The following is a 16019-nucleotide window of genomic DNA, read 5'->3' as shown; positions in this document are numbered from 1 at the left end:
GTTATTTTCTGAACATTTCTAGCATACGGCGGGTGACTAAAAAGCCACCGACAATATTGATAGATGCAATGAGTATCGCCAATCCGGCCAGGATGCTGATATTCTGGATGGGTGAGGACACCTGCACCAGCGCGCCGATAACAATAATGCCGCTGATCGCATTGGTTACACTCATAAGCGGCGTATGCAGCGATGCAGACACATTCCATATCACCTGATAACCGATAAAACACGCCAGCACAAACACCGTAAAGTGCGTCATGAACGATGTAGGGGCAACTGAACCGATGCCGAACAGCACCAAGCCGCTAATAATTAATGGTGTAAGCTGCTTAATTGCGCTTGGTTTTTGTTGCTCCTTTACCGATGCATAAGCGGGTGCTTCGGTTTGCGGGGCAGGGGCGGCGGATAACTTGGGCGGCGGCGGCGGCCAGGTGATCTTGCCTTCTTTAATGACTGTAGTGCCGCGAATCACCTCATCGTCCATATTGACGTTGATCGTGCCGTTTTTTTCGGGGCAAAGTTCGGTCAACAAATGCCTGAGGTTGGTCGCATAAAGCTGGCTCGATTGATTAGCCAAGCGACTGGGCAGATTGCTGTAACCGATAATAGTTACATCGTGTCTGACCACGACTTCATCTTTCTCGGTCAATGCACAATTGCCGCCTTGTTCGGCAGCCAGATCGACGATAATACTGCCCGGTTTCATGGATTTAACCATGCCTTCGGTGATTAACTTGGGTGCCGGTTTGCCGGGAATCAGCGCGGTGGTGATAATGATGTCCACTTCCATCGCCTGTCTGGCAAACAAGGCCATTTCAGCTTCTATAAACTCTTTGGACATGGTTTTGGCGTAACCGCCGGTTCCCGAGCCTTCTTCCTTAAAGTCCAACAGCAAAAACTCGGCATCCATGCTTTCAATTTGTTCTTTAACTTCTGGCCTAGTATCGAAAGCCCTGACGATTGCGCCCATGCTCTTTGCGGTACCGATAGCGGCAAGACCTGCTACACCGGCACCGATAACCAGCACTTTAGCGGGAGGAACTTTACCGGCAGCGGTAATCTGTCCGGTAAAAAACCGGCCGAAATGCTGTGCGGCTTCAATAACGGCACGGTAACCGGCAATATTGGCCATGGAGCTGAGCGCATCAAGCTTTTGCGCTCTGGACATGCGCGGTACGCTGTCCATCGCCAGCACCGTCGCATTTTTGGCCGCCAATTGCTGCATCAACTCTTCATTTTGTGCAGGCCAGATAAAGCTGATTAAACGACCGCCTTCGGACAACAGGTCAATTTCGTCCAACGCCAGCTCAGGATGACGCTCAGGGGCGCGAACCTTCATGACGATGTCGGCTTTTTTCCACAGCGCCTTGGCATTGTCAACAATCTCAACGCCCACTTCCTGGTAGGCTTCATCGGAAATATTCGCGGCAAGCCCTGCACCTTTTTCGAGCAGCACCGAAAAACCCAGTTTTATAATTTGTTCTGCGGCCTCAGGCGTAGTGGCCACGCGTTTTTCACCTGAGTGAATCTCTTTAGGTATTCCAATCTTCATACAATCTCCAAGGGGAGTTAGTTTAGAGCATAGTGAGCAAAGGTTTTAACCTTCAGTCAAAACCTCAACATGGAGGATAGGAGATTAAGCCCTATTTTTCAATAAAAAACATAAAACGGGCGTGTGAGTGTTGGTTTTGTAGGGACTGGTTCCCATACTCGCTCCGGCCATGATGACTTGTGTAGATGGCTATGGCCTAAAGGGCGGCGAGGGTGTCAACGATCAGGATTCATCACTATCAGCGTATTTTTTAAGCTGTCGCAAAATCTTGCGGGCTTCGGCATATTGAAAATCGTTAATCAGTTTGCGTAATTGGGCAAACCAGGCAAGTTGATCATCTGCCAGATGGGACTTGAGTGTGTTTAGCATGACGTCAGAAATGAAATTGTTTTCTTTGAGTAGCAAGTCAAGTTCGGCAGCGTTGCGTGTTAGGGCTTTACTATTAGCGCCGGTAGGCAGCAGTAACGCTTCATGCAGGTGCAGTGTCGCAATGACGGACATCGTCTGGTTAAATACTTCCTTAAAGGTATCGAACATCGCAGCCGATAGCTCTCCGTTGAGTTCAGTTTCCAGTGCCTCAGCCGCGTCATACAGTCCTACGGCGCCGATATTGCCAGACGCCCCTTTAATCTTGTGCAGCAGTTCTTCGGCTGCAACAAGGTTACCTACAGTCATCATAGCGGCGATTTCGTCAGGTACATCCTCCATGTTTTTCATGAAAGTACGCAACAATCGTGTTGCAAGTGCTTTATTGTTGTCTAACATCAATAGTAAATTGTGCATGTCGAAACCAGGCAGATCATCGGAACTCGACAGTTTGGCTATGATCGGTTCAGCAGTAGTGCCGTCTGTCGCGGTCTCAGTGGTGCGCTCAAGAGGTTTTATCCACTGTACTAGCGTTGACATCAGTTTTTTCGGATTAATCGGTTTGGCAATGAAATCATTCATGCCTGAATCTCTATATCTGTTCTGCTCCTCTGTGGTTACCGCAGCCGTCAATGCGATAATAGGAAGCCGTGCAAAACGTGCCTGACTGCGGATCATTTTGGTTGCTTCAAAACCATCCAGTACTGGCATATGTATATCCATCAATACTGCATCAAATTCGCCATTTTCCAATAATGCCAGGGCCTCATTACCATTATTTGCCATCTCGACAATGATACCCGACAGCGTGAGAAATTCCTTTACGATCTGCTGGTTGATGAGATTGTCTTCCGCCACCAGAATCCGGGTGCCGACAAGCAATTTGCTTAAATCTACTCGGGGTAAGGTCGGTGTTTCTGACTTGTCCTTACTGGACAAAGGCGATAGGCCTAGAACCAGCTCGAAGCCGAAGGAGGTGCCTAGACCCAATGTGCTTGTTACCGAAAATTCACTGCCCATCAGTTGTAACAGATTATGACTGATTGCCAGCCCTAGGCCTGTTCCGCCAAAACGACGGGTGATGGAGCCGTCCACTTGGCTGAAGGGTTGAAATAGCTTGGCGTGATCAGTGTCTGACATGCCGATACCGGTATCGGTGACACAAAATAGCAGTCGGGCTTCCGATGGGTCGAGTTGTTGCAGTGTAATAGCAAGCATGACTGTGCCACGCTCGGTAAACTTGATCGCGTTACTGAGCAGATTGATTAAAATCTGTTGCAGCCTGAGCGCATCGCCGATTAAGTTACTGGGGGCATTGGGCGCAACGGTTATGCTGAAGCCGATGCGTTTTTCCTTGGCACTATCAGCAAACAGGTTGCTTAAATTATCCAGTATGGCATCAAGATCGATGGCGTTGTGCTCAATGGTTAAACGTTCTGCTTCCAGTCTGGAGAAATCCAGGATGTCGTTAATTATGTTCAGTAGGCTGTTAGCAGAACTGTTAATTTTTTCCAGATAATTCCTTGCATCATCCGACACTTCTTTGTTAAGCGCCAGATACGAGAGTCCGATGATCGCGTTCATCGGGGTGCGGATTTCGTGCGACATGTTAGCGAGGAATTGCGACTTGGATTTGGCTAGTGTTTCAGCCCGGTCTTTAGCCAACAAGACGATAGCTTCATTTTGCTTGCGCTGAGAAATATCCTCGGCGATACCGAGGTAACCTGTAGTCTTGCCGTCTTGACTCAGGATAGCGGTCACCGCAAGAGATACGGTTAACGTTGATCGGTCTTTGCGCACATAAGTCCATTCTCGTTTTCCCTGCTCTGATTGATTGGCTTGTTCAGCAAAAACCTCAAACCCGAAAATGGGTCGCCCCAATTCAAGTGCCAACTCCCGGCTACGTTGTGCGACTTCTTTCTTGGTATGAAGCAGGGCTGGTGTATGTTTACCGATCATTTCCTCGGCGCTATAGCCCAGCATAAGTTCGGCTCCGCGATTAAAGGTCGTAATCACCCCATCTGCATCCGTCGAAATGATGCTGATTTCTGTTGCGGCGGAAAGAACATTTTCCAATTCTTCTTTAGCGCTGCTGGCGGCATTTAGGGCAATGATTTTATCGGTCACATCGATGCAGGAACCGATATAGCCTGCAAACGTCTGATCCGCATTGAAACGGGGGACGCCGTGGTCTTCAATCCATCGGTATTCGCCATCGTGGCGTTTCAGGCGGTATTCCATATGGAACGGTTGGTGACGGTCAAAATAGCTGACATAGCTATCCAGATAACGCTGTAAATCGTTAGGATGGATGCCGTTCCTCCAACCATTGCCCGATTCCTGTTCCATAGCATGGCCGGTGAAATCCAGCCAGACTTGATTGAACCAAAAGCAGCGCTTATCGGTATCCGCCAACCAAATCAGCATGGGGGCCGCATCGGCAACAATACGAAAACGCTGCTCGCTTTGTGCTAGCTCAGTTGTGCGCTCTTCCACCAGTTTTCTGAGCAGATTTCCTCGACCGGAGACTACCATTGCGAATGCGCTGACTATACTGGTCAGTATGAGTCCTGCTAACAAAATCAGCCAAGCGTTACCTGAGCGATGAGACGTGAAATAATCCTGGGTAGGCGCGACTTCAAATCGCCATGAGCGATCTCCGACTTTAATGCTTGAATGGCTGACCAGGGGATTTCTTTTTCCGAAAAAACTTCTTTCCGGTAAAGCCCAGGGCGACAGTTCTTGCCAGTCTATGGAAAACAGCAACTGTTCTGTTGCGGGTACGCTCTCATCAATCAGTCGGTAGGACAGCCCTTTTAGATCTAAATCCTTGAGCGCCGCAGCGGCTATGTCGCCAGCCCTGAATATGCCGACGGCATAACCGGAAATATTGTTGCGGCGCTCTTCCAGGGTTTGGTGCGAAAGGCCTGTGCGGTAAATAGGGCTATAGGCGATCAGTCCATATTGATTGCTTTTTTCCTGAACCAAATTAACCCGGGCCGTAATCGTGAGTTCTCCGGTGTCCCTTGCTTTATCGAGTGCGTCACGCCGTAATGCATTGGAATTGAAGTCGTAACCCAAGGCGCTTTCGTTGCCCTGATAGGGTTCAAGGAAGGTAATAGGTATATATTTTTGCCGATTCCCGGCGCGTACCATGCTTTTGTCGGCGTCACGCTCGGTGATCTGGAAGTTTGGATAGCCATCTAGTCGTACGCTTTTCTCGAGCGCATTCCGCTCTGAGGCCTGAATAACGGGACTCCACTCCAGCGCCTGTATACCCTCGAAATCGTCTAATGAATGCGTCACGAAGGCTTTGAACTCTTGCCGGGAAACTATTGATGAAGCCGAATAGAAACTTCCGATAGAACGTATCACGTTTAGATGGTCAAAAACCGAGGTTTCCAGCGCTACTTTCAACTCAAAAGCGCGTTGATTGAACTCAAGCTTTAGCCGGTCATTGTTATTTTTCGACTCAAAAAAAACAACCGTTGTTGTCAGTATAAACATGGCGATAACGGGTAGGGTTATTGCGATGCGTCTATTGCGCCAAGGGTCACTAGACGGTTGCGCCCAGACTAAAATCAGCGGCGTGAAGATAAATATCCCCAAGGCATCCCCCATCCACCAAGTCCTCCAGTTAGCCAGGAAGTTTGCAGCCGGAATCCCCCCGATTGCCACCAGGGTCGATACTGCGATAGTCGCATTGACCAGAGCGCTGAACAGACCGCCAAACAGAAAGAACAAAAAGACTTCTTTTTCACGGGTAAACGAGTTCGGAAAATCGGCAAAGCGTCGGACTAGATACGCACCTACGACGGCTTGCAAGCTTGCCCCGCCGCTGATAATGAGCGTAATAATGGCTGAATAGAGACTTTCTATAGGGAGGGGGGCAATTAATGGAGTCGAGATATTAACCAGAAACGAACCCAGTAATATAGCCGGCCAAACACGGTTGCCGTAGAGCAGAATGCCCGCTAAGGCGATGCCGGAAGGCGGCCAGATGGCCGTTGCATAGCCAGGTGGAATGGCTAGAGCCGTTCCGAGTTTGCCGGTTGCAAAGTAGGCTGCGGTCAAACCTATAATTTGCAGCAGCCAAGACAACGATAGTACTGATGTCTTTGCCGTTGAAAATAAAGTGCCGAGTTTGTCGTTATTTTTAGACATCTGAATGTAGTTCTGTAGGCCAAGCTAGCTTGGCCTACAGTATTTAGGTTGATAGGTTGATTGTTAACAATGTTTCAATCCACATCCGACCTCATCCGTCGAATGACACCCGCCGACGGATAGAGGTCGGTGGATGAAGCTACTAAGGCATGACAATTAATGAACCCATCCATAGCCTGACCCTAGTCTCTCAACTTCGACTGCGTCGGTTTCTCAACACGGCTTGTTCAAAGCCAGCTTTGAACTCCAGCACCGGAGTCCAAAGCTGGCTTTGGATATAAAACGACTCAAAATCAATAGTTCACGTTATTTGATTTTTTTTCCTAAAAGAATCGTCTATTCAAGATAGTGACGGTTTGAGAGCATCCATTAGGCTAATTTAACTTTATTTTTAGGTGTTGCCTGCAACTAATGAGACGTTACAAGCAAAGGGTTAGGTTTCCGTTTTTTCAAAGTCTATTAACGCCAATAATTCTGTAGGACTAAAAGGCTTAGTCATGTAAAAGTCGGCGCCAACTTGTTTACCTAAGTCAAAATCTTGTTGTTGACTGCGTGCCGTCAACAAAATAATTTTACACTGCCGGGTGTCTGACCAAGATTTAACCTTTTGGCAAACTTGAAAGCCATTTAATTCACCCGGTATCATCACATCAAGAATCACATAATCGGGTTTTTGATCAGTGATTATCGACAAGGCTGTTTCGCAGCAATCGGCTTCAAATAGCTCAATTCGACTGTCGGAAAAAGTCAGTCTGAGTAGATGTCTAATAATTCTGTTATCGTCAACAATGAGTACTTTTATTTTCAGTGATATTGACTGGCTGTTCATGATTTCGTCACTACAGCGTCCGCTGAAATTTGTTTTAACCACAGGATAACGGTGGTGCCGGTTCCAGGTTTACTGGTAATCTCTACCTGTCCCTGATGAAGTTCCATGATTTCCTTAACCAGCGACATGCCAAGGCCGGTTCCCGGTATGTTGCCGATATTATTGGCACGCCAAAAGCGGATGAAAATATGTTTAAGCTGTTCTTCGTCCAAACCCATACCCCGATCGCGAATAACAATGCCGACTTCTGCCTGGTCATTGATTTGGCGCTGTTTTATGCTGATGTCGATGTGGTCGGTCGTAGAATATTTGTAGGCGTTACTCAAAACATTGGTAATGACTTGGCGTAATCTGTCGGCGTCGGCAAAAACCGAGTAGTTACCTGTCAGTTGATGACGTTTAATCCTGCGTGGATCACCCGGAACCAATAGTTCATTGATCGCGCGGTTGACAATGTCCAATAACGGCTGTTTTGTCAAGGCAAAATCCATACCGATTCGTGCCAGATCCAGCAGTTGGCTAAGTAGGGTGATCAGGGTGGCTGATTGTTGGTGTATCGTCGATAAAATTTCACGCGTGGTCTCTGTATCAAATTGCCGGGATAGCAATAGCTCAGAAAAACCGAACACACTGGCCATTGGTGTACGTAATTCGTGTGCAGCAGTAGCCAAAAACTCACTTTTCATTTCTGTTATTTCAGTTTCCACCGTAATATCTCGAAAATACAGAACTTTTGAAAGGATTGTATTATCGATTTGACGATCCGTACGCGTCAGTACCAATAGTTTTTTTAGAGGATGGGTATTTTGATTTAACGTCTTAGTAAGGCCCTTGCTTAAATTCATGACGTATATTTTCTGATTTACATTCTGTTGTTCGGGTGTCCTGTTTAAATAAGGCGATGCCGGATGACACATTTGGTCGAGATAGTTATCAAAAGCCTGCTCGGTTAAGTTAGCGAGGTTATCTCGCTTAAAACCAGTCATGCTGAGAAAAGCGGGGTTAATTGATTGGATAAAACCTTGCGGTGACACCGTAACAATCCCATCGGGACTGATGCTAAAGATGGCTTCTAATTCTTGTTCACGCTGGTTCAATGATGCCAACTGTCAAACCCTGTCGTTGTTTCAATAGAAAATGATAGCCGTTAAGGCCATCGGGGAGGTGTCTTGAGACGTAACTGCCAGCAGCACTTCGCCATCCTCGGCAGAATCCTTATATCGATTAATGGTATGCGGTCCGCGTTGCTTATTTTAGCTAATTGTGGCTTGAGAGAATCCATGCCGTTATTTTAACCTGATTTTTAAGTTGCTGCCTGCGTGCAAATAGCTATACCTGAAGCAAGAGGTTTTACATGCAAACTAATAAAATAAAAATTTGCAATATTTTTAATATTTTAATTAAAAATTTGGAGTGATACTATCTTTTTTTTGCATTTTTTTAGGTTACCTGCTTGGGTCTTTTGCGTGTTTTTAGTGTTATTATTATTCATTTATTTTTTTAGGTTTATTAATATGAGTGAGCAACCGTGGGTAAGTACTAAAGAAGCGGCTTTGTTGCTGGGTGTTAGCCAACGCACTGTGCAGAATTGGGTGGATAGAGGAAAAATAAAGGCCAGCCTTACGATGGGGGGTCATAGGCGTTTGAGTCGCGAGGATGTAAAGAAGCATTTATCGACAGTTCACCCGCTATTAACCGGCAATGATGAAACTTTCGTGCTGCCAGCAATTAACAGCGACACTACGCTACGGGTTCTGATTGTAGAGGATGATTACGCTATTTTGCGCTTATGTGAATTACAATTCAGTCACTTCAGTGTACCGCATCAACTTTTCTTGGCTACCAATGCCTATCAAGGTTTAATCATGGTGGGCAAGTATCAGCCGCATCTGATTTTCACCGATTTGAAAATGCCTCATATTGATGGATTACATATGATTAGTGAAATCATAAAAATGCCTGAGATGAAACACACAAAAATTGTTATCGTCACCGGACTGGAAACCAGGGAAATCATGAAGATGGGTACGATGCCCGATGGCGTGATGGTGTTGCCTAAGCCGATTCCTTTTAACACGGTGGAAACTATTCTTTATCAACAAGCGAATGCCATCAAGGCAGCTACCGATAATGCTTCGACTCCGTATGATGCCGCTGATTGATAAGCGGCAAAAAAGTTATTGAAGTAGGTTCCCCCTGATCAGGAAGAACCGCCATGCCAAAATCGCCATAAACCCCCGGGAGATAATTACTGCCGCCCGCTTCGGTGGCGTTGGATAGAGTGGGGTGCAGCGTCAATCCAGCCAGTAAAAAGAGTCGTTGATACACAGAGGAATTTAGACGAAACTGCATTTTTTAAATAAAATACTGCATAAATTGAAATTATGGCAATATAGTAAGAAAATTTGTTTTTAATTGCAAATATAAGAATATAAAGGGCGGTTAATGGTATAAATGGAAAATTAGTTAACATACTAAAAATACCGCTGAATCTTAAGGTAATTTCCAATAGGTATTTTCCCTAAATAGTCGCTACGGTTATGTCGTGCCGGATCGCCCCTACAATTTAACTTGTGTAGATAGCTACGCCTGAAGAAAGGAGAGGATGTCAAGGCGGCAATCGACAGCGCGTAACATCAGTTATTTATTAGTCCGTAGTAAGGTTAAAACCACCGCCTTTTAGGCGGTCAGATTTATCTATGATTTTTTGACGCATGATATTGCTCTGAACTGAAAAGTAAGGGGCCTTATGGATTACCGTTATGGAAGTCATACTGTTTTTAAAATTCAATATCATTTTGTATTTGTCACAAAGTATCGTTATAAGGTGTTGAAAGGTAACGTTGGTTTGAAAGTTCGTGAACTGATTAGGCAAACCTGTGAAGCCTTTGAAATAGAAATTCTGAAAGGCGTTATCAGTCAGGATCCTGTCCATATTTTGGTTTCTGCGCCACCCAATTTGGCACCGAGCGAAATTATGAGGCGAATCAAAGGCAGGTGTTCGATGAAGCTGTTCGAGAGTTTTCCTGATTTGAAAAAACGCTATTGGGGTCGTCACTTCTGGGCACGGGGTTACTTTTGCGTGACTTCTGGTGAGTTGACAGATGAAATGATAAAAAATTATCTGGAACATCATTTTGAACCCAAAGGAGATGATAATTTTAGGACAGAGTCATGAACGGGTCTTATGACCCGTATCCGGACTTTAGTCCATTATACGAACCCACCAGCTTTAGCTGGTGGTTGTTCAGTTTTTCGCTAAAATTTTGGTTGTGCCATGTTTGGAAAACACTTATTTGCAATAAAGTCAGCGCGGAATATATTTTTGCATCAGTGGGTGTGGGGCGCTTTTGTACGTACTGCGCTGATTCCGTTGTTATTTGTTGAGCTGGCGCTACTAGCCATCTATATGGTTTCCCATGAATGGTCTCGAACTGAAAATATTGCTGCCGTGCAGGGTTTAGCAAGCAACGAATTATCGAGATTGGTAGAAAATCAGGCTGAGGCGATTGAACACCAATTGGCCGGGGTCACGCAATTGACTGAATTACTCAGACAAGAAACCCAAGATGCGCTTAAGCGGCCCGTTGATCATAAAACCGAGACCTCAAATCGCTATGCGATGACCGATGATGGCATGCTTTATACCCGAGCTAATGATGGCGGAGCTGCCGTGTTTTTTAGTGGCTTTGTTAAAATTGATCAAGCAAAAAAACAAAAAATCGCCAGAACCGAACGCCTTGATTCCACTTTGCGTCGTATTATCGACATCAATCCGCTGACGGTTCAGGCTTATTTTAATAGTTACGATTCACTGAATAGAATTCTTCCGTATTTTGATGTATTGAGCCAGTATCCGCCAAAGATGGATATTTCGTCTTATGGCTTTTATTACGAAGCCGATGCTAAACACAATCCGGAACGTAAAACGCGTTGGATAGATGCCTATTTGGACCCCGCTGGTCATGGCTGGATGGTCTCCTCTATTTCGCCGGTTTATAACGGTGACTTTTTAGAGGGTGTTGTCGGTCTCGACATTACGCTCGACGTGATTATTAAACAAGTGCTGGCTTTGCCGATTCCATGGCAGGGGTTTGCTGTATTGATTAACAAAGACGGTATGTTATTGGCCGTTCCTGAACGTGCAGAAAAATTGTTTGGTTTGCATGAATTGACGGATCATCATTACGATCAAGCCATCCGTCAGCAAACGTTTAAACCGGATGATTTTAACATCTATCATCGTTCTGATATGAGTCAGCTACAAAAAGCCTTAGCGAATGACCACTCAGGTTCAGATATTGTTGATTTTACTGAACCTTATCTGGTTTCCAGTGTGACGCTGCCCAGCACCGGTTGGCGATTAGTGGTGTTTGCGCCCCAAAATGAGATTTTCAAGCCGGCAACAGCATTGTCGGAACGATTGACTACGATTGGCTGGTATTTAATTGGCGGTTTGTGTTTTTTCTATCTGCTTTTTTTTGGTTTTTTATATCAGCGGGCCAGGCGCTTAAGCCATGAGATTTCTGATCCACTGAGAGGCATACAGAATATGGCCATTCAGATTGGCGAAGGCAATTTTAAACCGGATACTCCGGTCTATAGGGTCAATGAGTTTAAACTGACGGTCGAACAAATGTTGCAGACAGCAGACCAATTGCAAAATGCTGAACAACAGTTAGTTGATGCGAAAGAGCAGGCGGAACAAGCTAACTATGCTAAAGGCGCTTTTTTAGCCAACATGAGCCATGAATTACGCACACCGCTGAATGCTATTACCGGATTGACCGAGTTAGCCCAAGACAGCGCTATTGATAATAAACAGAAACGTTACCTAACCAAAATCCAACAGTCTTCACAATCCTTGTTGCTGATTGTTAATGATATTCTTGACTTCTCCAATAGCGAAGCTGGGAAAATCGAACTTAAAAATCATGAGTTCTCAATCGAAGAACTGATGCAAGGTCTTGCCGATTTGTTTATTCATTCGATTGAAAATAAACGCATGCAGCTATTTATAACGATTGCCCCCGCCGTTCCTCGTTTTATGTGGGGGGATGTGCAGCGTATTCGGCAAGTTTTGATTAAACTGATCGGCAATGCGATCAAATTTACCGAGCAGGGTGAAATTCAGGTAGCAGTCGACGTTGTCGATCAACAGAACCAACGTGCCGTCCGGTTTTTAGTGCGCGATACCGGCATGGGTATCTCCACAGAAGATGCTAAGTTCATATTCCAGGAATTTATTCAAGTGGATGATTTGCTTTCGCGTAAATTCGGTGGAACCGGATTAGGTCTAGCGATTTGTCAGCAGTTGGTTAGCCTGATGGGCGGTGCCATCAGTGTGTTTAGCCAATTAGGGGAGGGGAGTACTTTTCAATTCACCCTAGGACTAAAAGCTGAATCCAACGTCGAACCGGCGTTAAATACAGGACTAAAGTTGGGGCTGCGAGTATTGCTGATTGATGATAACCAGACATCTTGCGAAGTGTTGCAGCATTACTTGCAAGAATGGAAATGCCAGGTTAATCGGGCCTTATCACTATCACAAGCAATCATTGAAATTCGACAGGCTGCGCAATACTCGCGGCCTTTCGATTTGCTGTTGCTGGAGGGTGAGTTGTGGCAAGCCGATGGCTTATCTATCGCTGAAGCTTTAGATAATACTGGGCTTCAAGTCATGCCGGAGATTATTCTTTTGATTAAGGGTGATTATCAGGAATCTTTGCAACCACCGGTGAATGTAAATCTCAAGCCCAAAGCCCTGCTTAACAAACCCGTGCTGCCCTCACGGTTGCTTAATGCGATCCAAGCAACTAAACCGAAACACTTAAGCCCCTCTAAATTGACAACCCACATAGCCAAAAAATCCCCGGATAGCATTCAATTGCCCGGTTTTAATCTGCACGAAATCCTTGCCTTACTGGGTGGCGATCACGCACAGTTATGTCGTATTCTTGCGATGTTCAAAGAAGATTTTTCGCCTATAGTTGATCAATTATTCACCCATCTGACTCAAGGCCAATGGTATGAAGCGCAGACGACATTGCACGCAATGAAAGGTGTTGCAGGCAATATTGGTGCAATGATGCTTTATGACATTTCGGAAGAGTTGGATCAACAACTTAAAAATAGCCGTTTTGAGGATGAAACTTGGGATAGATGGAAGGCCACTTTTGCTGAGAGCATGGAAACCATCTCTGATTTTTTGGACAGCCGCAATATGGATAGTCCACCGGTCAGCGTTACTGTACCCAAGAACGTTATCCCGTTTTTGCATGAGCTGGATGCGCTCTTGCAAGAAAACGCCTATATCGGTAGTGAATTGCTGGACAAAATAAATTCAGCACTCGGCGAAAACCAAGCCCCCGAATATCCAGCCTTGTTGAACAGTCTGAGGCATTACGATTATCCAGAGGCCAAGCGCGTTTTGGCAAGCATGATCAATTCCGTAGGAGGAGAAACAGTATGATTTTTTCAGATACAGGTAAACCTGTCGTGCTTATCGTTGATGACGAGCCCATTAATATCGAGGTACTTGCGGCATTATTAAATCGCGACTACCAAGTAAAAGTGGCTACAAATGGTGCAACAGCGCTTGAGATTGCTATGCACAATCCCAAGCCTGACTTGATATTGCTGGATATTATGATGCCCAGTCTGGATGGTTTTGAAGTGTGCAAGCAGTTCAAAGCCAATCCAGAGACTAAAGATATACCGGTGATCTTTGTTACAGCGGCCGGACCTCAATCAGAAAGTACCGGATTGGACCTGGGGGCGGTGGATTATATAACCAAGCCTATTAACCGCTTGATCACCCAATTACGGATAAAAACTCATATTGAGCTGGGTCGATCTCGGAAACGTATCAGTCAAAATCTCGGGTTCCTGTCGAGCATGATGGACAATGCACCCTTGGCAGTTTCGGTGTTGTCGCGAGATAATCAATGGCTATTGCTCAATAAAGTCAGTCTCGCCCTGCAACAATGTCAGAGCTTACACCAGGCGAACCAACAAAATCCCTTGTTATTCATTGACGAGCCGGATCGCGACAGCTACATCCTTGCTAATCAAGCTGCTCTGACGGGTAAAAATCAACAGCTGCAAATACATATGGTCGGCATCAAAGGCGCTCAACATTGGTTGGAGGTAAGATTGTCGCCATTTTATGACGCCAATGGCAACGTCATGGGGGTGTTAAGTTTGGGTGTCGATATCACCGAAAGTAAACAGGCGCAGACTCGATTGCGATTACTGTCAAAAGTCTTTGACAGTTCCTTGGAAGGTATCGTGATTGCTGATTTGCAAGGCAATATAGTGGACGTTAATCCTGGATTTAAAAAAGTCACCGGTTATTCACGACAAGAGGTTTTGGACAATAAGATGGGCTTGCAGAACTTTGGTGTCCACAATCAGGGATTTGATGCCAACCTATGGCAGCCTCTTAACGATATCGGTCAATGGCAGGGTGAAATCGTTAATCATAAAAAGAATGGCGATATATTGCCAGGATGGCTATCGGTGACCTTGATAAACGATGAACAAGGCAATCCTGAACATTATTTGGGTATCTTTAGCGGTATGAAGCTGCTTAAAAAACATCAACAAGATTTGGAACAATGTGTCCATTACGATATGTTGACCGGTCTGCCTAATCGTCTATTACTCGACGAGCAGCTCAAGCAGGCGCTTGCAGACACCGATAGTGAGCAAAGTTTGCTGGCAATATGTTATTTCTATCTCGATGGCTTCACGCTGATTAACGATACGGCACGTGATGCCGTATTGATTAAATGCGTACAACGCATTAGTCAGGTGCTGGGTGAAACGGACGCGGTTGCCCGTGTAGGTCGTGACGAGTTTGTTATCTTGTTACGAGGCCTGGACAATATTCAGGAATGTACGGTATTTCTGGAAAAAATACTCGAATCGATTGCGAAAGATATTCGTATTAATAATGATATTTACCGTGTGACCTCCAGCGTTGGTGTGATTTTGTATCCGTACGATAACAATGATCTGCATATGCTGTTACGGCAAGCCTACCAAGCCATGTGTACGGCGAAAATGTCAGGCAAAAATTGCTATCAATTCTTTGATGTGGAAGCAGATCAGCGTATTCGCAGCATCAACTACGAGCTGCAATATATTGGACAAGCTATCGAACAGGGCGAGTTTGAGTTGTTTTATCAGCCTAAAATCAATATTCATAACCACACCGTTATAGGTGCAGAAGTCTTAATTCGCTGGCAACATCCTGAACGGGGACTGCTGTCCCCTGGGTATTTTTTGCCTCAGATTCATCAAACCGATCTGGACATTATCTTGAGTGAATGGGTTATTGCAGCCGCCCTGGCACAACAGGGCCAATGGTATAAGCAAGGGCTGGAACTTGAGTTGTCTATCAATGTTCCCGCCAGTCACTTGCAAGATCCCGAGTTCATGATGCATTTTCAGCAGCAACTGGCCGAATATCCTGAATTACCGCGCGGCACAATACAGATAGAAATTTTGGAAACGGCTGCCTTAGAAGATCTTGATACGGCTCTTAAAGTAATTGAAGCAGGTCACCTATTAGGTCTGCGTTTTGCGTTAGATGATTTTGGCACGGGTTATTCCTCGTTAGCGTATTTATGTAAATTACCCATCGACAGCATTAAGATTGATCAATCTTTTGTACGAGATATGTTAGACGATGACGCTTCTTATGCGATGGTTGTTAGCATTATTGCTTTAGCGAAAACCTTTTCTCATGAAGTTGTCGCTGAAGGCGTCGAAACGGCTGAACAGTATTCTGCATTAGCCAAGATGGGCTGTGACATTGCCCAAGGCTATTTAATTGCCATACCGATGCCGGCAAATGAATTTTATACTTGGTTTCAGGAGGACGCGTGGAGACACCACTTTGGCGCTCAGCCAATGATGCATAAGTCAGCATAACTTGATAATGTATGGCTCATTCCACGATCGCGCGTGGGAATGCATACAAGTCATTCTGAATTTTAGCCTCTGGAGTGCAGGCTTCGCCTGCAAGCGCAAGCAAAGCTTGCACTCCCGTTGCAATAATTCGTAACGATGGAAAACTGTCAAGCTTATTGTGTAGAT

The 16019-nt window shown here is 45.4% G+C and carries 8 protein-coding genes; 4 read left to right on the top strand and 4 right to left on the bottom strand.

All coding sequences use genetic code 11. The features are described from left to right. Position 1: 1 nt before the first annotated feature. The 4 genes from ABXJ76_RS10125 to ABXJ76_RS10110 form a co-directional block, all read right to left on the bottom strand. Positions 2-1555: a Re/Si-specific NAD(P)(+) transhydrogenase subunit alpha gene (locus ABXJ76_RS10125; protein WP_432740329.1), complete on the bottom strand. Its 1554-nt coding sequence runs from the start codon at positions 1553-1555 to the stop codon at positions 2-4. Between the two features lie 222 nt (positions 1556-1777). Beyond that, complete coding sequence (locus tag ABXJ76_RS10120) at positions 1778-6085, bottom strand: CHASE domain-containing protein (protein ID WP_432740328.1); 4308 nt, start codon at positions 6083-6085, stop codon at positions 1778-1780. Positions 6086-6518: 433 nt separating this feature from the next. After that, positions 6519-6914, bottom strand: coding sequence for a response regulator (locus tag ABXJ76_RS10115; protein ID WP_432740327.1), 396 nt, complete (start codon positions 6912-6914; stop codon positions 6519-6521). Beyond that, positions 6911-8020, bottom strand: coding sequence for an ATP-binding protein (locus ABXJ76_RS10110; protein ID WP_432740326.1), 1110 nt, complete (start codon positions 8018-8020; stop codon positions 6911-6913). The genes ABXJ76_RS10115 and ABXJ76_RS10110 overlap by 4 nt, the downstream gene beginning before the upstream one ends. Positions 8021-8428: 408 nt before the next feature. Between ABXJ76_RS10110 and ABXJ76_RS10105 the strand changes: the two genes are divergently transcribed. The 4 genes from ABXJ76_RS10105 (at position 8429) to ABXJ76_RS10090 (ending at position 15854) form a co-directional block, all read left to right on the top strand. Continuing rightward, complete coding sequence (locus ABXJ76_RS10105) at positions 8429-9076, top strand: response regulator (protein ID WP_432740325.1); 648 nt, start codon at positions 8429-8431, stop codon at positions 9074-9076. 587 nt (positions 9077-9663) lie between these two features. Next, on the top strand, positions 9664-10092 hold the full coding sequence (gene tnpA / locus ABXJ76_RS10100; protein ID WP_432740324.1) for an IS200/IS605 family transposase: 429 nt from the start codon (positions 9664-9666) through the stop codon (positions 10090-10092). 99 nt (positions 10093-10191) lie between these two features. Beyond that, positions 10192-13386, top strand: coding sequence for an ATP-binding protein (locus tag ABXJ76_RS10095; RefSeq protein WP_432740323.1), 3195 nt, complete (start codon positions 10192-10194; stop codon positions 13384-13386). After that, the gene (locus tag ABXJ76_RS10090; protein ID WP_432740321.1) at positions 13383-15854 is read left to right on the top strand and encodes a GGDEF/EAL domain-containing response regulator; all 2472 of its coding nucleotides are present in this window, start codon (positions 13383-13385) and stop codon (positions 15852-15854) included. The genes ABXJ76_RS10095 and ABXJ76_RS10090 overlap by 4 nt, the downstream gene beginning before the upstream one ends. The last annotated feature ends 165 nt before the right edge of the window (positions 15855-16019 follow it).

This window comes from Methylobacter arcticus (assembly GCF_050917435.1).
Taxonomy (GTDB): Bacteria; Pseudomonadota; Gammaproteobacteria; order Methylococcales; family Methylomonadaceae; genus Methylobacter_A; species Methylobacter_A titanis.
Note: the sequence above shows the minus strand (reverse complement) of the source record. Positions and strands in the feature narration are given on the sequence as shown.